The sequence below is a fragment of the Bacteroidia bacterium genome (assembly GCA_026932145.1).
In the GTDB taxonomy this organism is placed as follows: Bacteria; Bacteroidota; Bacteroidia; order J057; family JAIXKT01; genus JAIXKT01.
Window position 1 is genome coordinate 17,684 of the sequence record JAIXKT010000037.1, and the last position, 22,066, is coordinate 39,749.

At 39.8% G+C, this 22,066-nt stretch carries 15 protein-coding genes and 1 pseudogene; 15 read left to right on the forward strand and 1 reads right to left on the reverse strand.

Annotation, left to right across the window (positions count from 1 at the left end):
- Positions 1-210: 210 nt before the first annotated feature.
- From LC115_08410 to LC115_08480, 15 genes and pseudogenes are all read left to right on the forward strand, one after another.
- Positions 211-1,443: pseudogene (locus LC115_08410) on the forward strand (pyruvate dehydrogenase complex dihydrolipoamide acetyltransferase).
- 3 nt (positions 1,444-1,446) lie between these two features.
- Complete coding sequence (locus LC115_08415) at positions 1,447-2,133, forward strand: YggS family pyridoxal phosphate-dependent enzyme (protein ID MCZ2356695.1); 687 nt, start codon at positions 1,447-1,449, stop codon at positions 2,131-2,133.
- Between the two features lie 57 nt (positions 2,134-2,190).
- Positions 2,191-3,684 carry an AMP-binding protein gene (locus LC115_08420; GenBank protein MCZ2356696.1) on the forward strand — a complete coding sequence of 498 codons (1,494 nt, stop codon included), beginning with the start codon at positions 2,191-2,193 and terminating at the stop codon, positions 3,682-3,684.
- Positions 3,685-3,732: 48 nt separating this feature from the next.
- The gene (gene hutH / locus LC115_08425; protein MCZ2356697.1) at positions 3,733-5,256 is read left to right on the forward strand and encodes a histidine ammonia-lyase; all 1,524 of its coding nucleotides are present in this window, start codon (positions 3,733-3,735) and stop codon (positions 5,254-5,256) included.
- Positions 5,257-5,348: 92 nt separating this feature from the next.
- Positions 5,349-7,235, forward strand: a complete 1,887-nt coding sequence (locus LC115_08430) for a fibronectin type III domain-containing protein (GenBank protein MCZ2356698.1) — start codon at positions 5,349-5,351, stop codon at positions 7,233-7,235.
- A gap of 265 nt (positions 7,236-7,500) precedes the next feature.
- A complete protein-coding gene (locus LC115_08435) occupies positions 7,501-13,764 on the forward strand; it encodes a gliding motility-associated C-terminal domain-containing protein (protein ID MCZ2356699.1) in 6,264 nt (2,087 codons plus the stop codon).
- Between the two features lie 133 nt (positions 13,765-13,897).
- Positions 13,898-14,593, forward strand: coding sequence for a tetratricopeptide repeat protein (locus tag LC115_08440; protein ID MCZ2356700.1), 696 nt, complete (start codon positions 13,898-13,900; stop codon positions 14,591-14,593).
- Positions 14,593-15,084: a 6,7-dimethyl-8-ribityllumazine synthase gene (ribH, locus tag LC115_08445; protein MCZ2356701.1), complete on the forward strand. Its 492-nt coding sequence runs from the start codon at positions 14,593-14,595 to the stop codon at positions 15,082-15,084. Before LC115_08440 ends, ribH begins: the two co-directional genes overlap by 1 nt.
- Positions 15,081-15,686: a thioredoxin family protein gene (locus LC115_08450; GenBank protein MCZ2356702.1), complete on the forward strand. Its 606-nt coding sequence runs from the start codon at positions 15,081-15,083 to the stop codon at positions 15,684-15,686. Before ribH ends, LC115_08450 begins: the two co-directional genes overlap by 4 nt.
- Positions 15,687-16,025, forward strand: a complete 339-nt coding sequence (locus tag LC115_08455) for a 2Fe-2S iron-sulfur cluster binding domain-containing protein (protein ID MCZ2356703.1) — start codon at positions 15,687-15,689, stop codon at positions 16,023-16,025.
- A 15-nt stretch (positions 16,026-16,040) separates the two neighbouring features.
- Positions 16,041-16,295 carry a Fe-S cluster assembly protein IscX gene (iscX, locus tag LC115_08460; GenBank protein ID MCZ2356704.1) on the forward strand — a complete coding sequence of 85 codons (255 nt, stop codon included), beginning with the start codon at positions 16,041-16,043 and terminating at the stop codon, positions 16,293-16,295.
- Positions 16,296-16,313: 18 nt separating this feature from the next.
- Entirely contained in the window at positions 16,314-16,730 is a 417-nt protein-coding gene (locus tag LC115_08465) for a BrxA/BrxB family bacilliredoxin (protein ID MCZ2356705.1), read from the forward strand.
- 54 nt (positions 16,731-16,784) lie between these two features.
- Positions 16,785-17,132: a 4Fe-4S binding protein gene (locus LC115_08470; protein ID MCZ2356706.1), complete on the forward strand. Its 348-nt coding sequence runs from the start codon at positions 16,785-16,787 to the stop codon at positions 17,130-17,132.
- Positions 17,117-18,607: a PhoX family protein gene (locus LC115_08475; GenBank protein MCZ2356707.1), complete on the forward strand. Its 1,491-nt coding sequence runs from the start codon at positions 17,117-17,119 to the stop codon at positions 18,605-18,607. Before LC115_08470 ends, LC115_08475 begins: the two co-directional genes overlap by 16 nt.
- 140 nt (positions 18,608-18,747) lie before the next feature.
- The gene (locus tag LC115_08480) at positions 18,748-19,317 is read left to right on the forward strand and encodes a hypothetical protein (protein ID MCZ2356708.1); all 570 of its coding nucleotides are present in this window, start codon (positions 18,748-18,750) and stop codon (positions 19,315-19,317) included.
- A gap of 37 nt (positions 19,318-19,354) precedes the next feature.
- On the opposite strand, the gene LC115_08485 is transcribed toward LC115_08480, so the two are convergent.
- Positions 19,355-22,060, reverse strand: coding sequence for an LptF/LptG family permease (locus LC115_08485; GenBank protein MCZ2356709.1), 2,706 nt, complete (start codon positions 22,058-22,060; stop codon positions 19,355-19,357).
- Positions 22,061-22,066: the final 6 nt, after the last annotated feature.

Consider the following 22,066-nt stretch of genomic DNA (forward strand, 5'->3'; position numbering starts at 1 on the left):
ACTTAGCAAATAGTATCATACTAAAAAATACCATAGAGCGTAATAAACTACTTTATGGTGAGTTTTTAGCATTCAAGAATACAGTGGTTATCCTATTTGTTATCAGACTCTTGGAGTTTTTTTGTAAAAGAACGGGAGTTATCGAGCAAAACTTTTCTAACTTTCGGGTCTGAAACTAAAAGTTTAAGGTATATGGCCGAGAGAATTGAGATGCCCAAAATGAGCGATACAATGACTGAAGGAGTTATAGTGTCTTGGCTTAAAGAAATTGGAGATACTGTAAAATCCGGAGATATTATTGCAGAGGTCGAAACAGATAAGGCTACAATGGAATTGGAAGCTTATCAAGATGGAGTGCTACTTTATCGCGGAGTAGAGGCAGGCGGGAGAATTCCGGTAGGTGCTTTGTTGGCAATATTGGGAAAATCGGGAGAAGATATTTCTGCACTAATTAACAAAAAAAACCCTGATACACAAACTATTGCAAAAAAAGAACCTACAAACGAAAAAAATATCGCTCCGGAAGTTACCGTTGTTAATCCTACTGTTGAAGTTTCCGTAATTCAGCCGGAAAATGATTCTCGTGTCAAAGCATCTCCTTTAGCGAAGGCTATTGCCAAAGACAAGGGAATAGATTTAGCACAAATAAGCGGCAGCGGAGACGGTGGCAGAATCATCAAACGTGATTTAGAAAACGTTGATATTTCAAAACCCAAAACTTCCAACACAACCACTGCTCCAAAAGTCATTTCAGGAATCGGAGAAACTTACGAAGACGTTCCAACAAGCCAAATGCGGCGTACCATAGCCAGAAGGTTAGCAGAAAGTAAGTTTACAGCTCCACATTTCTACCTAACAATAGAGATTTTGATGGATGAAGCCATCCGCACTCGGGAAGCACTAAACCAAAGCTCATCAGTAAAGATTTCTTTCAACGATATGGTCGTTAAAGCAGTTGCTTCTGCATTACGTCGTCATCCCAAAGTGAATGCTTCATGGTTTGGAGACTATATTCGGTTTTATCATCACATTCATGTAGGGGTTGCCGTAGCAGTTGAAGACGGATTGCTTGTTCCGGTGATTCGATTTACTGACACAAAGGGATTATCCCAGATTGCAGAAGAAACACGCAGTTATGCCCAAAAAGCCAAAAATAAGCAACTGCAACCCACTGATTGGGAGGGTAACACTTTCACAATCTCTAACTTAGGAATGTTTGGCATAGACCAGTTTACGGCAATCATTAATCCGCCGGATGCCTGTATTTTGGCCGTAGGCGCAATTACCCAGCAACCTGTCGTTAAAAATGGAGAACTCGCAGTAGGGAATGTGATGAAGGTTACTTTATCTTGCGACCATCGGGTGGTAGATGGTGCATTGGGAGCCGCCTTCTTACAAACACTGAAGGAAAACTTAGAAAACCCGGTCCGAATGCTTTTGTAACCCATGAATTTTCGAGATAATTGGCTGAGGATATTATCTCAAATCCAACAAGTTGCTAATCGGGTTGGACGTTCTCCCCAAGAAATTACTATAGTTGCGATATCCAAAACGCGCCCCATTGAGGAAATTCAGGAAGCATACGCTGCCGGCCAATATATTTTTGGAGAAAATAAACCCCAAGAACTAAGTGCAAAACAAACCCTGCTCCCCCAAGCTACTTGGCACTTAGTAGGGCATCTGCAAACCAATAAAGTGAAATATATCGCCCCTTTTGTTCAACTCATTCATTCTTTGGATTCTGTTAAATTAGCAATAGAGATAAACCGCCAAGCCCAGAAAAATAACCGAATCATCCCCTGCCTTTTACAAATTAATATTTCACAAGAAACTACCAAAGGCGGTTTTGCCGCCGAAGAACTCTCTGTCTTTTGGGAACAACAAGCAAATTTCCCAAATATCAGAATTGACGGCCTAATGGGAATGGCAGAAGAAACTGATGATAAAAAATTGATTCATAAACAATTCCAAAGCCTGTATCAACTTCGGGAGAAAATTTTATCGGAACATAAAAGTAGTTTGGGAAATTTACCCCTACTCAGTATGGGAATGTCTAATGATTTTGAAATAGCCATTGAAGAAGGAGCTACCCACATTCGGCTGGGAAGTGCTTTGTTCGGTTCACGCAGTTGAATTTCGTTACTTTTTACAACTTTTGGGATTACAGAATAACCATTACCAACTAAAACCATGATTGTAAACAATATCTTTCAAAATATTCAACAGCTAAAAGAGAAAAAATCATTCTTTTTTGAGGGTGCTACCTATACTTATGAGGAGTTAGGGATCTATGTAACAAGTATTTACGGAAGTTTACAAAAGTATGCCCAATCGGGAGACCGTATTGGAATAATTACCGGAGATAATATTTTTACTTATGCTTCGTTATTGGCTTGCTGGGCACTACGCTGCGCTTATGTTCCATTAAATCTAAAAAACCCTTCCAACCGATTACAAGACCAAATAGAACAAGCCGAACTCTCTTGTATTCTGGGGTTCAAAAATTTACCATTTGAGTGTAATATTCCCTTTTTGAATACTTCGCAGATTCCGCTTAAACCGGATAGATTTATGCCGCTTCAAGTTCAGGATGATGATTTAGCGTATCTATTATTTACATCCGGTAGCACAGGCCGCCCAAAAGGAGTTCCTATTTATCATCGAAACTTAGATAGCTTTCTGCAAACAATATTATTTTCAGGAATTTACGACTTTCATCCAGATGACCGCTTTTTACAGATGTTTGAACTAACGTTTGATTTATCTGTCTTTAGCTGGTGCGTGCCGTTGTGTGTGGGTGCAAGCATCTATGTAGTGCCGGAAAGCGGCGTTTCGTATCTAAAAATCAGTTCATTATTAGAAGATCATGACTTAACAGTTGCTTTAATGGTTCCTTCTGTATTGAGTTATTTGCGGCGTTATTTTGATGAAATAACCCTGCCCTCGCTACGTTGGGGACTATTTTGTGGAGAAGCTTTACCGGCAGATTTAGTAACAGAGTGGGCTACTTGTGTGCCAAATGCTTGCTTAGAAAATGTTTATGGCCCCACAGAAGCAACTATATTTTGCACTCGCTACCGAATTTCATTACCGATACCCGCTCAATATCAGCATAATGGAATAGTTTCTATTGGCCAGCCTTTTCCAAATATGCAATGTATCATTGTTGATGAAAAGGGAATTACTGAACTCCCGGGTAAAAGTGGTGAACTATGTTTGGTGGGCAACCAAGTAACAGATATGTATTGGCGAAATCCGCAAAAATCAATAACTGCATTTGTGGATATTCCCGCTTTCGGGCAAGGATATAAAACCGGAGATATTTGTATTGAAACCGATGATAATCACTATAATTACATAGGACGCGCAGACTTCCAGTTGAAAATTGACGGCTACCGAGTAGAAGCCGGAGAAATAGAACATCACGCCCGAAACTTTCTGCAAAAAACAACCATCGCCTTGGGTATTAGTGAAAATAATCAAACAATTCTTGTGTTAGCAGTAGAAACAGTTCCCAACGATATAGACATTCCCCAGCTCCTTGAGCATCTGAAATTCAAAATCCCGGATTATATGATTCCCAAAAAAATAATTCCAATAAAGCAATTCCCAATCAATCTGAATGGGAAAATTGACCGAAAAGCTATCCATGAAATTGTTTCAACCCAAATTTTGAACAACTAATTACCAACTTAATTAGATTGATTTTTCATATTAAAGAAATTATTTTTTATGGCAGAAAAAAAAACACTTTATTTAGATAGTTCACCGCTAACATACCCGCAGTTAGTTGATTTTTGGAAGTATCCAACGGTTGTGAAACTATCAGAATTTAGCCAAAACCGAATTTTGCATAGCCACCAAACTATGTTGTCGCTCATCTCTTCGGGTAGTGCTCCAATTTATGGCATAAACACAGGTTTTGGGTCGCTGTGCAATACTTCTATTCCGGCAGATCAATTAGGCCAACTTCAACTTAATCTATTGCGCAGCCATGCAGCCGGAGTAGGTAAGGATGTCCCGGCAGAAATTGTACGACTAATGATGTTGCTCAAAATACACGCATTAGCCCAAGGTTATTCCGGTGTATCATTGCCGTTAGTAGAGAGATTACTGCTCTTTTTGAATGAAAATATCTTACCGGTTGTTTATCAGCAAGGTTCATTGGGGGCAAGTGGAGATTTAGCCCCATTAGCACATTTATGTTTGCCATTGATAGGAGAGGGGGAGGCTTATTTTTTAGGGGAGAAAAAACAGTCAGCAGATGTACTTCAGCATTTACAAATAGAGCCTTTAGTCTTAGGGCCAAAGGAAGGGTTAGCTTTGCTAAATGGAACTCAGTTTATGAGTGCTTACTCTGTATATGCGTTAATTCAATCCCGCAATATCTCGTTTATGGCAGATTTTGTGGCAGCGTTGAGTTTGGATGTCTTTGACGCACGAAAAGAACCATTTGACAGCCGAATTGCAATGGTTCGGAAGCATCCGGGGCAAAAAATAGTTTCTGAAAGAATTACAACTATGCGAAAAGATTCTGAATGGGCAGACCAAGCCAAAAAAGCAGTGCAAGACCCATATTCTTTTCGGTGTATCCCGCAGGTACATGGGGCAAGCTATGATGCCATAGAATACGCTGCGCAAGTCTTTTTAACAGAAATTAATTCCGTAACCGATAACCCACTTATCTTCGATGATCCAGAACCCATAGCAATTTCAGGTGGGAATTTTCATGGGCAACCATTGGCATTAACCTTAGACTTTCTTTGCATAGCCTTAGCCGAATTAGGTTCAATAGCAGAACGTAGAATATTTTGGCTTTTAGCCGGTTCTCGAAATTTACCTCCTTTTTTGACAGAAAATCCGGGCATAAACTCCGGCCTAATGATAGCCCAATATTCCGCAGCAGCTTTGGCCAGTGCCAACAAACAGCTATGCACACCCGCCAGTGCCGATAACATTCCCTCATGCAACGGCCAAGAAGACCACGTGAGCATGGGCGCAAATGCTGCAACAAAACTATATTCCGTTATCGAAAATACCTGGAATCTACTGGGTATTGAATGGCTTGCCAATACAACAGCCGCATGGATTAAATCCAAACAAGAACAAAAACAATTACCAGTTAACCCAAATTTAGCCAAAGTAGTACGGCAATTCCATGAAATTTGTCCCTATTACGCGGAAGATACCTACCTTAATCCACGAATAATAAAAGCTACCAGCTTCTTAAAAAATATAGATACTGACACTTTTTAGGTAGAAAAAGATTTGGATTTTATAAAAAAAAGATAGAATTTTACAACCCAACTATATTTTCTTCGTATAAAGAACTAATTTCAACAACTTTTATGAAACGCGTTTATTCTCTGGTTGTTTTGCTGATTTTGTTTTTGGGTTTTACACAACAAAATCTACTGGCTCAAAATAAATATAAGTGCGAAATAGATCAGTCGGTTCAGGGAGGCTTCCTGAATTTAGATTTTTATATTCAGCGAACTAGCGGGTCAGATTTTTATTTAGGGTCTTCTAATTTCAGTATTTATGTTACTGCCGCCAATCTAAACATTGATGCGATGCAACAAGATTATACAGCGAATGGCCCTTGGGATAGTAACACCGACCCTAATTCCTATTATCCGCTATCTTCCGGCCATGGGTTAGATTATGTAAACTTAAACGTAAATGAGCAAACAACGATGCAGGGCCCTGGTCAGTTGGTAACCGCCACACGTACCAGAATAGGCCGCATTAAAGTCCCAATAACCAATCCAGCAGGGTTTAATACAGTAATTTGGAGAATAAAACCGATGGCTTTATATTCATTTTCCTTACAAAATATCAAGTCGTTAGGGACTTTCGTAAATCCGGCACCCAACTTCCCGTTATGTGAAACCCCTGCAATACCAATCTTATCAGCCTTAAATGGCAGCCAACTTTGCAACGGAGCCAGAACCTTACTTAAATCAAATTTTTCGGGTAAAAATGTATGGTATCTGGATGGAAACTTAATCTCAAACTACGATGCTGATTCTATGTGGGTAAGTTCAGCCGGTAACTATACCGTTGCTGCTCAAAGTTATTCTTGCGTATCTAACCAATCTCCGGTTATTCAAATACAAACCGGAACTTGTTCCTGCCCGATTGCTACAAACCTAAGTGCGCTGCCCGATTATACCAAAGCAGCTTTGAGTTGGACTCTAAACACAGATTTTCCGTATTATCATGCGGATAGCTGCCAGGTTCAAATCAGAAAGTTAGGATCATCTAACTGGATGACCCGAAAAAATGCAACGTTGAGTTCTTTAACGGTTTATCTCTTAGACCAGAATACAACCTATGAGTGGCGGGTACGTACCTTCTGCGGACAAGGTAGTTCTACTTTTTCATCAATAGGAGTATTTACCACAGGAGCACCTTGCGGAACAATTTCTAACTTAGTGGCCTCCAATATCACGACCAATTCAGTGGCACTAAATTGGCAGATTTCCGGTGCCGTGCCGGATTCATATCAAGTAGGTTTTCGCCGTGCCGGCGAAAATGGCTGGATTCTTAGAACAGCTACTACAAATTCAATAACTTTAAACGGATTATTTAATAACCAAGCCTATGAGTGGCGAGTGCGTTCAATCTGTGCTTCTTCCAATAGTATTTGGACACAACCCTCAAACTTCAATACTTTACCCGGCTGTCTCAAACCTACAAATCTTACTGCTTCTAATATTACCATAACGGGCGCAACTGTTTCTTGGGATAACTTAGCCAATGCAGATAGCTTTAATGTACAGTATCGAGTAGCCGGTAACAACGGTAATTTTATCCAAAGAAATACTAAAACAACTTCTTTTGGCTTAGTCAATCTCTTATCGAATACTACTTACGAATGGCGTGTACGCGGTTTTTGCTCCGGCACTACTCTCGGATTTTCTGATAACGCTACTTTCAGCACCACAATTATGAAAACAATTGCTTCTGACCCAGATGCAGTTTTCAGAACCTATCCTAACCCAAATGCTGGTATCTTTACAGTTGAATTTAATCTAATTCAAGATGCTTCTGTAAAAATCAAAGTATCAAACCAACTTGGCCAAACAGTATATGAAGCCAGCGACTATGTAGCCAAAGGAAACTACAAGCACGAAATCAATATAGCAAGTTTTGAAGCCGGTACCTATATCGTTGAGGTTTTTGATGGATCTCAAACATGGGTATCCAAAGTAGTGAAAAGTACCTATTAATTATCATATTTTTGTAGTAATATAATATTCAAAAGCCGCTAACTTACATTAGCGGCTTTTGAATATTATAAGGTCTTTTAGCAACTTGCTGCTTAAAATATACACCCATAGCAAGTAAATAGTGCAACAAAGCAATATTTTAGCCTTAATTAACGGTAAAAAAAGACCATTCTACTATAAAGGTAAACGATTCAGGAATAAAACAGCACTACGAGCCAAATAATTGTATTTTTGTGGTCGGAAAACCGCGTTATCGGTTTGTTGCATGAGATTAGTATTATTGTTTTTTGCGTACACTTTTTGGAGTACATATTTTGTGCAGGGGCAGGCTACATTTTCTTCTGGCTCTATTGCGGATTCTATGGTTTGTGCCGGCACAAATGGAATTGTTTATGTGGCAGATGATTTATCAGGACCATACTCTTGGAACGTCTTAGGTGGTAGCATCATAAGTGGGCAGGGAACGCAGTCTGTAACTGTAGATTGGGGAACAAGTACCAGCGGAGCTATTGAACTTACCGTTGGTGCTGCTACTGTAACTAAGACTATTACAATTACAGCCCTTCCCGAAGGAAATTTAGCCGGTACAGCTACAATTTGTGCTGGCCAAACTACTTATCTATCTGTATTGCTGACCGGAATAGGCCCATTTGATATACAGTACTTTGACGGCACTACTATATTTGCCCAAAATGGAATTTCTAATGGAGATGTTATCGCCGTTTCTCCTACGGTAACTACCACATATTCATTAGTTTCTGTTATAGATAAAGGCACCCCGCTATCTTGTTCCGCTTTGATTTTAATTGGTACCCCTACTGTTACGGTGAATACGCTACCTACCGGAAATATTTCGGGAAATAAAACCTTATGTAAAGGCGATACCGCTACTATTCATGTAAGCATGACAGGAACAGGCCCGTTTGAATTTGACTACTCAAACGGGCTTTCTACAACTACTGTTGTATGCTACAATACAGATACAAGTATCATAATAAATCCATCAAATACAGTAAGTTATACCTTAACTCGACTAATTGATTTAGGAATAACGCCCCAGTGCCAAGCAACCCAACTCACAGGAGCAGCCACTTTTACGGTAAATCCGCTCCCAACCGGTACTATTTCCGGCCTTGATACAATATGCCCAGGAGGCTCTGCTATAATCAACTTTTCTTTTTCCGGAACCGGCCCTTTTAATGCAGTTTATTCTGACGGAACAAACTCTTTCAATTTATCCAATGTACCGGATTCTGTTTCTGTAACCGTTTCACCAGCAACCACTACCACTTATTCATTAGTTAGTTTAACGGACTTAGGAACTTCCCCAAACTGTGTAAGTAATAATTTATCTGGATTTGCCACCATAACGATAGAACCCTTCCCCATAATTACCGCTACACAAACGAATTTTTGTTCAGGTGATATTCAAAACTTTTCGGGTTCAACTGGATTATGGTCTATTTCTTCAAATATAGGCTCTACAATCAATTCTGTAACTGGAAGTTATATTTCCGGAACGGCAAATGTTGCTGAACAAGATACTGTATTTCTCACATCTCCGGCAGGTTGCAAAACACAGCTTTTACTAACCGTTCACTCCCGACCGTTTTTAAGCCATAATTCAAGTACACAAGACACTGCTTTTTGCCAAGGTGGAATCTTGACTCTTGCTCAAGCCCATCCAAGCGATTCACTTTTTGGCGGATCCTCAGGAACTATATTTATTGGAACCGGAAATGTATCTGTTCAGTTTAACATTCCTCAACAAGAATACATTATCTCAAAGTCTTCCGGAAATTGCCGAGACACTATTTTAGTTACAGTAAACCCATTTCCAAATGTTATCGTTACTCCGTTAGGAGATACAACTTTTTGTCAAGGTGATTCCGTAGTGCTTGAAGCACAAACAGGCTACAACAGTTATCAGTGGTTTCGTGATGGATTTTTGTTATCCGGTGCAACTCAATCAAGTTATACCGCAGCTATTTCAGGTAATTATAAAGTTGAAATAATCAATTCTTTTGGTTGCCGGGATACTTCATCTGAGATTACTGTTACAGCAAAATCACTTCCGATTGCAAATATTACGACAAATGACCCCCAAATATTTTGTTTTGGGAATCAGTCAGTTATACACGCAACAACCGGATTATTAACCTATCAATGGTTTCAAAATGGATTAGCTATATCAGGTGCAATTGCGGATTCCTGTATTGTTACTCAGTCCGGAATTTACAACGTTTTGGTATCTAATACTTTAGGATGCGTTGATTCTTCTACCAATGCAATTTTATTTGTGGTGAATCCACTACCAGTATCTACATTATTGGCTCAAACTACAACTACTTTTTGCCAAGGTGATTCTGTTGTTTTAGAAGCTACAAGCGGGTTTAGTAGCTATAATTGGTTATTAGACGGAATTAGCTTAGGTGTAACCAACAGCAATTTATACACAGCAACCGTTTCAGGAAACTATCAAGCTATTGCTTTAGATGGAAATGGCTGCTCTGATACCACCACCCAAACGATAATAGTAACCGTTAATCCTATTCCGGTATCCCAAACAATTAGCGGAAAACAAGCCGTTTGTCGCTTCACAAATAATGTTGTTTATTCTGTACCGGCTACATTAGGAAGCACTTATTCATGGCAAGTAAGCGGAGGAAGTATAACCTCCGGATCCGGAACTAATTCTATCACAGTAGATTGGGGCGGATTTGGAGATGGACTAATATTACTTACCGAGAAGAATAAGTTTAACTGTGTGGGGCCAACGGATTCTCTTTCAGTCTTGATTGATTCAATAGCTACTCTAAGTGTAAAAGGAGTTTCTATTGCCTGCTTAAATACGACAGAATCATACGTTACCCAGCATCCCGGAAGTAATTATGTATGGAATGCAGTTGGTGGAGTGATTTTATCTGGTCAAGGGACGGATTCTATTACTGTAAATTGGAATACCGCAGGAGCCGCCTTACTTCAATTAACTGTATCGAATACAAGTGGTTGTACTACATCAGTTAGCAACCCGGTTAATGTAGTGAACCAATTAGGAACACCAATTATTGTAGGAGATACATTAGTTTGCAGATATGTTCCTGAGTCTTATCATGTGGCGCATCCGGGGCCGGTTTACAATTGGGTTGTTTCCGGTGGAAATATCTTATTTGGCCAAAATACAGATTCGGTTGTAGTAGAATGGATAAATCCGGGGATAGGCGGTGGCTTAACTTGCTATGTAAGCAATGGCGGCAATTGTGCTGATAGCAGTTCATATTTTGCTGTTCAGGTAGATACAGTAGCCACCCCACAAGTATTTGGAGCTAATACTAATATCTGTGCCAAAGAGATATTCGCTTACTGGACTGATCACACAGGACCAAGTTACACTTGGAAAGTTGTAGGCGGCCAAATTATTTCAACGATTGCTCAAGACACAATTATCGTATTTTGGGATACTCCCGGAAATGGCTATGTACGCCTTGTTGTAACAAACACAAACGGATGCCAAGATAGTTTAGATTACGCTGTTACCGTAAACGATTCTGTGCGGGTTCCACTCATCATTGGAGATACAGCGGCTTGCTCAAATAGCACTAAAATATACCGCACAAATCATCCCGGGCCTAACTATCTATGGTTTATTGCAGGGGGAACTATTTTAAGTGGACAAGGAACAGCTACAGTTACGGTAAATTGGGGAACAGTTCCTTTGAGTGGAATAGCCGTCAAGGTTACTAATGCCATTGGCTGTCAAGATAGTAGTAATATTCCGGTTCATGTTACAGTTGTTGATGCGTCTTTTAGCGGCCTTGAGTTAGGATACTGCCTAAATAGCCCGCCGGATACATTATTCCCAGTTCAGGCCGGTGGCACATTCGTAGGTGTTGGAATGAATGGAAATATTTTTACTCCTTCCATTTTGGGCACTCAAACGATAAAATATATCATTGTAAATGGCGAATGTATAGATACAGTTGCCCAAACTACTTTTGTAACTGAAAACCCGTTTGGAGATGCCGGCTCAGATATTTTCTTATGCCAAGGACGCGGCCCAGTTACCTTACAAGGTGCAACATTAGGAGCACCGGGTTGCAACTTTACCTATCAATGGTATGATGTCAATGGTAATTTTATTTCTGCTGTATTAAAACCCGTAGTAAATCCTTCATCCACAACAGGATATATATTTACAACTAATTGTAATGGCTGCACAAGCACCCCAGATACTGTTATGGTATTTGTCTCTCCAACACTTCAGGTATTACCATATAATAATCAGGTAGCTTTTTGTGCCGGTAGCGGGGGAACACAGATAGGCGTAACCGCTTCTGGCGGTGCTGGAAATTATGCTTATGCTTGGTATCCTACCACAGGGTTAAGTTCTGCTTTTGTGGCGAATCCAATTGCAAATCCAACAGCAAGCACTCGTTATGTGTGCGTGGTTACGGATATACGGGGCTGCTCTTCTGATTCTGTAGAAGTTTTTGTCCTCGTAGATTCTGTGCCGCAGGCTAATGCCGGTCCTGATAAAATTATTTGCAAAGGTTCGGGGCAAGGAGTCTTTTTGAACGGTCAGGGTGTAGGTGGCGGCTTTGGAAGTTACCATTATCGTTGGTATCCAAGTACCGGTTTGAGCGATTCTTCTATTTTAAATCCATACGCAAACCCAGATACCACAACTATTTATGTTCTACAAGTGATCTCCAACCAAACCGGTTGTTCTAGCAGCCCTACTGCCTTAGATACCATAGCAACGGCAGTAGTATTTGTAGAAGAAATTCCGACGGCTCATGCAGGACCGGATACCTTTGTTTGTTTAGGGGGAGGCGTTCCGGTTGGAAATATGCCGGAGGGCGGCGGACCAAATTATAGTTACTTGTGGTCTCCTTCTACCGGCCTAAGCGATTCAACGGCAAGACGGCCCATGGCAAGCCCAACCCAAACAACGACCTACTTTGTAACCGTAATTTCCAATGGCTGCGCCAGCACTGTTGATTCAGTATTGGTAACAGTAATTCCAAAGGCTACGGCTGAAGCTGGCCCCAACAAGCAAATTTGCCCTAAAGATTCTACTGTCTTAGAAGGTTTGGGAACTTTGTTTGGAGTACCTGATTCCTTACTTTCATACCGTTGGGAGCCAACGCAAGGATTAGATAATCCGTATGCACGTAAGCCAATGGCTTCGCCGGATACAACTACTTGGTATCGCTTATTTGTAGGCTATCTTGGCTGCGAAGGTATTTATGACAGTGTTTTGGTTACTGTTTCACCGGTTGCCACCGTAGATGCAGACACCACTAACTCACCTACCGGCTTAGTAGTTTGTTCCGGAGCCGAAATCCACTTACCTGCACGGGTTATTGCACCGGTTCAACCGGTACATATCGAGTGGTATCCTACAACCGGTTTAGATAACCCATTCACATTAAATCCAATAGCTCGACCTACCGAAAGTATTGTATATTATCTTTCTGCCAGAATTGGAATTTGCACAATAACAGATTCAGTAGTGGTGAACGTTTTGCCGGGCATTGTAGCTACTGTTTCAGGAGATACAAACCGGATTTGTCAAGGTGATTTTGTCGTTTTACGTTCCAATACAGGGCTTGGCCAAGAGCATTATGAATGGTCTCCCACTATCGGGCTGCTAAATAACGGAACTTCACAAGTAGTTGTAGCTCCGATGGTTTCAACTCTTTACACAGTTAAAATATCAGAAGCCGGTTGCGAAGATACTGCAAGTTATTACATAGAAGTTTTACCCAAGCCGGAGGCTAAATTTGTAAACACTATCGTAGATGGCTGCGTTGGCCATGAAGTTTCTTTTGTAAATCAAGCCCAAAATGGAGTTAGCTGGTTATGGATATTTGGGGATGGTACGTTCTCTAATGAGCACAATCCCGTTCATATTTATCAACAGCCCGGAATATTTCAACCAATACTGATAGCTCGGGCAACTGGGGGCTGCGAAGATACATTTTTTGCACCAGAACCAATAATAATCAATGAGTTGCAAGCAGACTTTGTATCTATTCCAAACTATCCGGTAAAATTGGTACTGCCATTGACAGAAATTGTGTTTATAGATTCTACTCCTAATTCTACCTCTTGGTTATGGCTTTTTGGGGACGGAACATCGGCCACCGGAAAATCAGTTACTCACTCTTACCAATATTTTGGAACTTACTATGTAACGTTATTCGTAACGAACCAGATAGGCTGCACAGATACCGTTATTCATGGCCCGTATTCAATTATTGAACCAGATATTATTATCCCGGACGTTTTTACCCCTAATGGAGACGGTATCAACGAAGTTTTTAAAGTGAATTATACCGGCGGATTATCATTCCAGTTAGTGGTGCTTGACCGTTATGGAATGCAAATGTTTGAAACAAACGATCCAAATACCGGATGGAATGGGAAAAATAATGGAACTGACGTACCGGAAGGAGTTTATTACTACAAAGTTATAGTTGGAAATAAGCATCCTTATACTGGAAATGTTACCTTACTGAGATAACTTAGGTAAGGTAACATTTAAGCATCTGGGTAAGTTTTTCGGCTACTAACGATAAGCAAAAAAAATAGGGCTGAACTTTTGTTATTTTCAGAAATATTGCGTTGTTTTGCGGGCTAAATTTTAAGGGCAAAATATGGCCGAACAACCAACTCCTGTTATTAACCAGCCAAAGACCGAAATTCCCGTTGTGGCAGAAACCGTTGAATCTACCATAAATTATGATGTACTTATTCAAAAGTACAAAAATTTTGCTCTGGGAATCTTAGGGGGCATTGTACTTGCTATTGGAGGATACTTATATTATCAAAGCTATTTAGGAGACCAGCAGAAAGAAGCTGTTGATCAGATGGTTCGGGCTGTCCGCTTTTTTGAAAAAGATTCAGTAGATAAAGCAATAAAAGGAGACTCACAGTATCCTGGATTTGAAAAATTGGCAGATGAATATAGCGGAACACCCGCAGGTAATTTGTGCAAATATTATTTAGGATGCTGCTATCTCAAAAAAGGAAATATAAATAAGGGAGTTGAATACTTGGAGAGTTTTTCCAAAGGAGATGACCTGATAGGCGCATCAGCCTACGCTGCACTTGCCTTTGCCCACGAAGAGAAAAAAGACTTTGCGGAAGCAGCTAAAAATTACCGAAAAGCTGCCTCAATTAACGAAAATAGCCAGACAACTCCTTTTTTCTTAATGAATGCCGCCAGAAATGAAGAACTTGCCGGAAATAACGCCGGTGCCTTAGAAATATACCAAACAATTAAGCGAAAATTTCCCAATAGCCAAGAAGGCCAGAGTGTCGAAAAATACATCGCTAAGTTTGAAGATTGATGGGAAAGAAACAACCCGCCGAAATCACCTATAACAACAAACAAGACCACCAGAATACGCGGATAGCAATAGTTGTTGCTAAATGGAATAGTCAAGTAGTAGAAAATTTACGAGAGGCGGCAGTAGCAACTTTACAGAAATATGGGGTTATCCAAATATCGGTACTGTATGTGTCCGGTTCTTATGAACTCCCGCAGGGAGCTAATATCGCCCTTCAATATCAGCATTATGATGCTGTTATCTGCTTGGGTTGTGTGATACAAGGAGAAACCCGCCACTTTGAATTTATTTGTCAATCCGTAAGTAGCGCTATCCAACAAGTTTCGTTGAAATACAATAAACCGGTTGTTTTTGGCGTTTTAACAACAGACACCTTTGAACAAGCAGAGGAGCGTGCCGGCGGTAAGTTTGGGAACAAAGGCACAGAAGCAGCCATCACAGCCTTAGAAATGATTGATTTAACCCAAAATATATCATCTTCAAAAATATGAACAGCATAAAAACAGTAATAAGCCGCGCATTTACTTATTCGGAATATTTAGAATTAATAAAAAAACTGCTGGCAGAAAATAAAACAACGGGAACTGACCATAGCTCGGGAATGATAAACTACACCAAGTTAAATCTTTCTCGTATGGAAAAATGGAATAAAATAGGCCAACTACTACCAGAATGGGAAAAACTAAAGAACATTAAAAACCAAACTTGGTGGCTGATAACTGAAGCATGGTGCGGAGATGCCTCACAAATTGTCCCATTTATCGCAAAAATTGCGGAAAACTACCCTCAAATAGAACTTAAAATTATCTTACGAGATGAAAACCAGTCTGTTATGAACCAATATCTAACAGACGGAAACCAGGCGATTCCAATATTAGTAGCTATTGAGTATAACCACGAGCATAATACAGAAAAAGAACTATTTGTTTGGGGACCCAGACCCCAAAATGCACAAAACCTTGTAAAAGAATGGAAAAAAAATCCAAACAACAGAACCAAAGAGCAGCTTTACGAGGAAATGCACACTTGGTATGCACATGATAAAGGAACTAATATACAACAAGAGTTGTTCTCAAAAGTAAGTTCTAATTAAGTGAGTACAAATTTAAACCTACATAAAGTAACCTTCCTATTTGAAAATAATCCACAAAAAACCATTGAGGTTCAGGCAGTTACAGGAGAAACACTGTTGGATATTTCTAAAGAAAATGAGATAGGGCTTCATCATAATTGCGGCGGTGTTTGTGCCTGCACAACGTGCCATGTCTATATTGAGTCAGGAATGGAAAATATATCCGAAATGAGTGCCAGAGAAGAAGACTATGTGGATAGTGCATTAGATCCCAGGTTAGAATCTCGTTTAGCCTGCCAATGCGAAATATCAGGAGATGTGGTAGTTACTATCCCTGACCAGAGCCGCCTTTCCGAATAACAAAATTAAATGCAGATGGAAAGTAAGCACTTTGAAATTCCGATTAACTGGAATGACACCGAAGACATTGCTATGGCTTTGTATGAAAGATTCGGCCATGAGTTTAACGAATCAAAAATTTATCGAATTCGTTTTGTAGATTTACATAAATGGATTTTGGAAATTCCTAATTTTGTGGGAAAACCAAACGAATCAACCGAAGCTCACTTAGAAATGGCCCAAACTGCGTGGGTCTATGAGTGGCGAGATAACGAAAAAAATAACCTTTAAATTAATTTTATAAAAAATATGTATCCAGAAGCATTTGTAGCGCCGATGCGCAAAGAACTATCTGATGTAGGGATCTTAGAATTACACACTCCCGAAGAAGTTGTAAAAGCTCTTGACAATAAGTCAGGTACGCTTTTATTGGTCGTAAATTCTGTATGTGGTTGCGCTGCTGGTGGTGCCCGCCCGGGAGTGATAAGTGCCTTAAACCAGCCTACACGCCCAGACCGTATCGTGAGTGTATTTGCCGGCGTAGATAAAGAAGCAACCCAAAAAGCCAGAGAATATCTAATGCCGTTCCCGCCTTCATCACCAGCAATTGCTCTATTTAAAGATGGGCAACTCGTTCATATTTTAGAACGGCATCACATCGAAAGAAGCACGGTTCAAATGATTACCGAAAATTTAATAGCAGCTTTTGAAAAGCATTGCCGTTAATTTTTAACTTGCGAAACCTTTTTTAGCTAATTAAATTTTTGTTTTTTTAAAGTTATGGCGATTCGCATTACCGAAGAGTGCATTAACTGTGGTGCCTGTGAGCCGGAGTGCCCCAATAATGCTATTTATGAAGCCGGTGCCACGTGGGCTTTTGATGACGGAACCAGCCTATCAGGTGTCGTAGATCTCCCAGATGGCACTACTGTGCAAGCAAGTGATAGGCAAGAACCCCTTTCAAATGATGTCTTTTTTATTGTACCATTCAAATGCACAGAATGTATTGGTTTCCACGAAGAACCACAATGTGCGGCTGTTTGCCCAGTAGATTGCTGTGTACCGGACCCGGAATACAATGAAACAGAAGAAGAATTGATACAAAAGAAAGAATGGTTGCACGGTTGATGCCCCATAAAAACACAGGATATACGTTGTTGTGTATCCTGTGTTTTGCTATTCAGCATACTTTTGCTCAACTTCCGACAATTTATCCTTACCCTGAATGCGATACCGCAAATGTGCCGGTTGTGCCAAAACTCCCGCGTGGTTTTTCCTATAAGATATTATTCCAAGAAGAAACACCCGTTTACAATGCACAATCTGCCAAACAGGGAAAAGCCAAACGAAACTTAGATTACCTTGCTTTTATTCCCACAGATTCAACCGGAAATAAAGGTCTAATTTATGTTTCCCACGAAACCAATGATACCTCAACAGTTTTGGGAGATGGCGGCGGAGGAACCGTTTTTAATGTAGTTAAATCTAAAAAAGATAACATTTGGGCAATAGATGGAAAAATTCATAATATTGATTTTAAGCCGGTTGGGGGAACCTACAACAATTGTTCAGGCGCGATAACTCCTGCCAAAAACATCCTAACTGCCGAAGAGTTTCCTCCGGCTTCTAATACTGAATTATACCGTAAAGGGAGAGGCTTCCGAGATACTACAGATTTTTCCGGCATAAAACGATACCAAAATATGGGCTGGATGGTAGAGGTAGATCCTTTTTCCCACAAAGCACTCCGCAAATTATATGCGATGGGACGTTTTTCGCACGAAGGAGCATTAATTATGCCGGACAGAAAAACGGTGTATTTAGCAGACGACTTTGCCCCAGCAGTATTCTTTAAGTTTGTGGCAGATACTCCTGAAATTTTTGATAAAGGGCAACTATTTGCATTTAAGCAGCAAGACGCACTACACGGAGAATGGATACCTTTGCCGCGAGATTTAGATTCGCTAATATATGCCCGCGACGTAGCTATTAAACGAGGTGCTACATTATTTCTTCGATTTGAGTGGATGACCCTCGTTGATAATAGACTGTTTATCACCGAAACAGGTGCAGATTCTTTCTCCCTGCAAAAAAGCATAGATTTAGGCGGGAAGCCTGCATTCCACTTAGAGCAATATAAAGTTTCATCTCCCGAAGGAGATTTGTATGACTATCCCTATGGCTCTGTACTCGCCTTTGATGTAACCCAAAATGTAATGTCTCAGCATCTTGCAGGCGGAAGTTCTCCCCAAGACCCCTTTAAGCACTTTTCAAATCCCGATTGTATCACCCATTTTGAAAAAGACGGAAAGAAGTATCTTGTTATCAGCGAAGATGTAGTTCGCACAGACAGAGGACGTTGCTCGTCTTATGCAGAAACCAATAAACTAAACTATAACGAGGTTTTTTTGCTGGATACATCTATTCCCGTACCTCGAGTCCATGATTTGCACCGGATAATGGTAGCACCTTTGGGCTGCGAAACCACCGGATCTTTTTTCTCCCCAGACCAGAAAACGCTATTTATCAATATTCAACATCCCAGTGAAAAAAATCCCACTCCCTTCAACAAATCAACGATGATTATGGTATCGGGATTTTAAAATTCTTATTAATAATAAGCTGATTATCATGAAGATGTATTGAATTAATCTTTTTAGTGTTAATTCTATCAGAATATCTATGGGTATCAAGGATTTTATATCCTTGCCAAGCAATAAAGATTTAGATTATTGAAAATATTATGTTCTTGAAAATCAATCATATAGTAGATTTGCATGATGCAAGGTATGCTGCTGCCGAAGGAGTGCATTCGATAACGCTCTGTGCGGATAGAAACCATCATCATAATTTATCGGAATCTATGATAGCTGAGTTTATCTCTTGGCTATCGGGAATAGAGGTTCTTTTAGACTTAGGAACTGATTATGAGCAAATTTCTTTGTGCCGAAAATATAATCTTGGTGCGCAGATACGCTTTAGCAAGGACTTTTCTAAGATAGATTTTCAACCCAAAATAATTACTTACTCCATAGAAGAAATCAGATATTTACCGCAAGTTTCTGATAATCAATATTATGAATTTATTTTTCCGAGCTTTACCCAGCCTAAATTAGTTAAAGAGGTTTCTGGCTTTATTGGGAATAAGAATATTATCATACAAGCTGATTCAATGCCGGAGGAGTATTTTTCCCAATTAAAGCCGGTAGGTTGGGCTTGGGAGAATAAGCTAAAATTAGATAATGGGCTGTTAGATTTTGATGAATTTGAGAGAATTTATCAGGAAGTTTCTGCAGTATCCAAAATCCGTTAAACAAAAAGTCTAATATTAACGTCTAAAAATTATTGAGCTACCAAGATAGAGTAGCTGAGGTAGCTAATAGCTGAATTTCAGCAATTTTGGCTGCAAACTGTTGATTTATCAAGCGATTTAGTGAACGCTCGTAATTTTCAATTGCTTGTGTAGCTTCCCACAGACTAATATGGCCGTTTTTCAACTTGTTTAAGGCAGAGTTTGATAATGATTCTGCTAACAGGATATTTTGTCTTTCATTGCGAAGTTGCTGTATTGCCGTTTGGTATGCTTCCCAGTCTTTTTTGAATTTTATTTGCTGATTTTGCCTTGCGCCTTGCAGTTTTTGATATTGAATTTGTTGCTGTATATTACTCGATTCGATGGTGCGTTTAGCTGCTCCTCCGGAAAAAATAGGCACAGAAAGCGAAATTCCGGCACTTGGCCCATAATTTTGATTCAATAAACTAAAACCTGCTGCAGCCTGACTTAAACTGTAGTTGTAGCCGGCAGAAAGCCGTAATGTAGGAAAACGTAATGATTGTGCCTCTTTTGAAAGCCAAACTCCAACTTCAACATCAGCTAAGGCAGATAGCAAGTAGGGATGTTTGCTAAGGTTAGAATAGAGTTTGGAATATTGCAGGGTAGTGTCAATATCAAAATTTTCCGGAAAACGATAGGAAGAATCAGGGGAAACCTGTATTTGCTCCAGCAAGTCAAATTCTGCGTATTTTAGCATAAGTTTTTGACTTTCAAAGTTTTGTACGGCTACATTTTTGTCAAATTCTGCTTGCTGAAACTCATCTTGGGTGCTACGCCCCATATCAATGCGTTGCTGAATAATCTGTAATTTGTTTTGAGCTGTTTCGATAAGTTTTTGGCTTGTTTTGAGATAAGCCTGTTGCCGGAGCACGTCATAATATTTCAGTAAAGTGGCAGAAGCTGTTTCTAAAATAGTAAGGTCGAGATTATACCGAGCTTGTGAATCCAGAACAGCTAACCGTTTTTGGGTGGCCTGTATTTTCCAACCATTGAATAACGTCCATGTTCCGGCTAACTGTGAGTTGAGGCTATTGGAAGAAGCATAGTTTTTTTCAATGATAGTTCCGTTGCTTAGCTTTTGGTATAAATTAGATAGCTGCGGATTATCGTTTAGTGTTAGCGTAACTACCGGCAATGCACCTGCAATACTAGGGTGATTGTTTATATGTGCTATATCAGCTTGACTACGAGCTACTTGAATCTGATAATGATTTTTTAAAGCAGCATCAACGGCTTGTCGAGCTGTTAGGGTTTGCTGAGCAACTACTTTTCCGCCCATAAATGAAAATAACAGAAGAATAGCTGCCTTTTTAAAGAAAGAATGAAAATTGAACATTTTTTTCCAACTATGTAGGTCAAATAAGCGTGAGTCTGTGGTAGATTGCCGGGATAAATACACTGCGATGGGAGCTGTAACCAAGATGGGAATCCAAACTCCTAACCATGTTGGTAGTACATCTTCGCGGGCTAATTTTTTCCCTTGTGTCATCAAAACATAAAATAAAATAAAGAAACCAATAGAAATGATAACCGGCATTCCTAAGCCTCCCTTTCTGATGATTGCTCCTAAGGGCGCTCCAATGTATAGAAATATAATACAAGCAATTGGTAAGCAGAACTTTAAATGATATTCGATACTATATTTAGCTTCACTTCTTTGTAATTCTGAATTGCGCAGGCGGGCAACTTCTAAATAATTCAGTGAGCCGCGAACCGAATTAAGGGTTCTTTGGCATATCTCTTTGCGCTGGTGCTGCGGGAATAAGCTAAGTGGATTGGAAAAAGTAGTGGTATCAGCATTATTATGCTTCTGTAAACGGGTTTCAAACATAAATTGTGGGTGTAAAAATAAACGGGTTTCTTCGGCAATAGTTTTGCGAAACTTTTTCATAGAATCTAAGGCAGTCCCAATCTCTTGAATATTTAACATATATTGATGAGAGGCAAATAGCTGCTCGTCAGTTTTATTAAGAGAAAATCCGGTTAGGTCAAATCGGTATCTTAATGTATCAAAATAGAAGCGGGTATAAGTCCATTTTTGGGTTTTTCCGGGTTCAGGAACAGGTTCATTATGCTGGCTACCATGAAAAAGTGTCATCATCATAGAGCGCTTATCCGGTGAAATAATCATACTGCCGGAATCTGCTAAGATTCGCTGAACAACTCCGCGATTTTGGGTATGGTCATAAATCTGAACATCATACAAAGTATTGGTTTCCGGATTTTTTCCAGAAATGCGTAAAGTATAACCATCTATGCCGTGATAAAATAATCCGGGCTTCAAAACAAGTTCGGGCTTAGTTTGTTGCACATCATATAACAAACTATACAATTTAAGGTTCGCTATCGGAATCAAATAAAAAGACAATGCAAAAGCAACTCCCATCAGCAAAATAGTAACCAAAGCCAATGGATTAATGACCCGAAAGAGGCTGATTCCGGCGGATTTGATGGCTGCTAATTCATAGTTTTCCCCTAATTTGCCAAGTGTCATTAAAGAAGCTAATAAAATAGCCAAGGGTAACGCCAGCAAACAAAGTGAGGCACTAGCATAGCAAAATAGCTGCATAATGACCCAAGTACCAAACCCTTTTCCAAAAATATCATCCTGATATTTTGCTAAAAATTGTAGCACTAATATGAAAAGTGTTACCGAGAACCCAGCAGCGAAAGGCCCTATGAAAGAGCGCAGAATAAGAAGGTGAAGTTTTTTTAAAAACAACGGAAT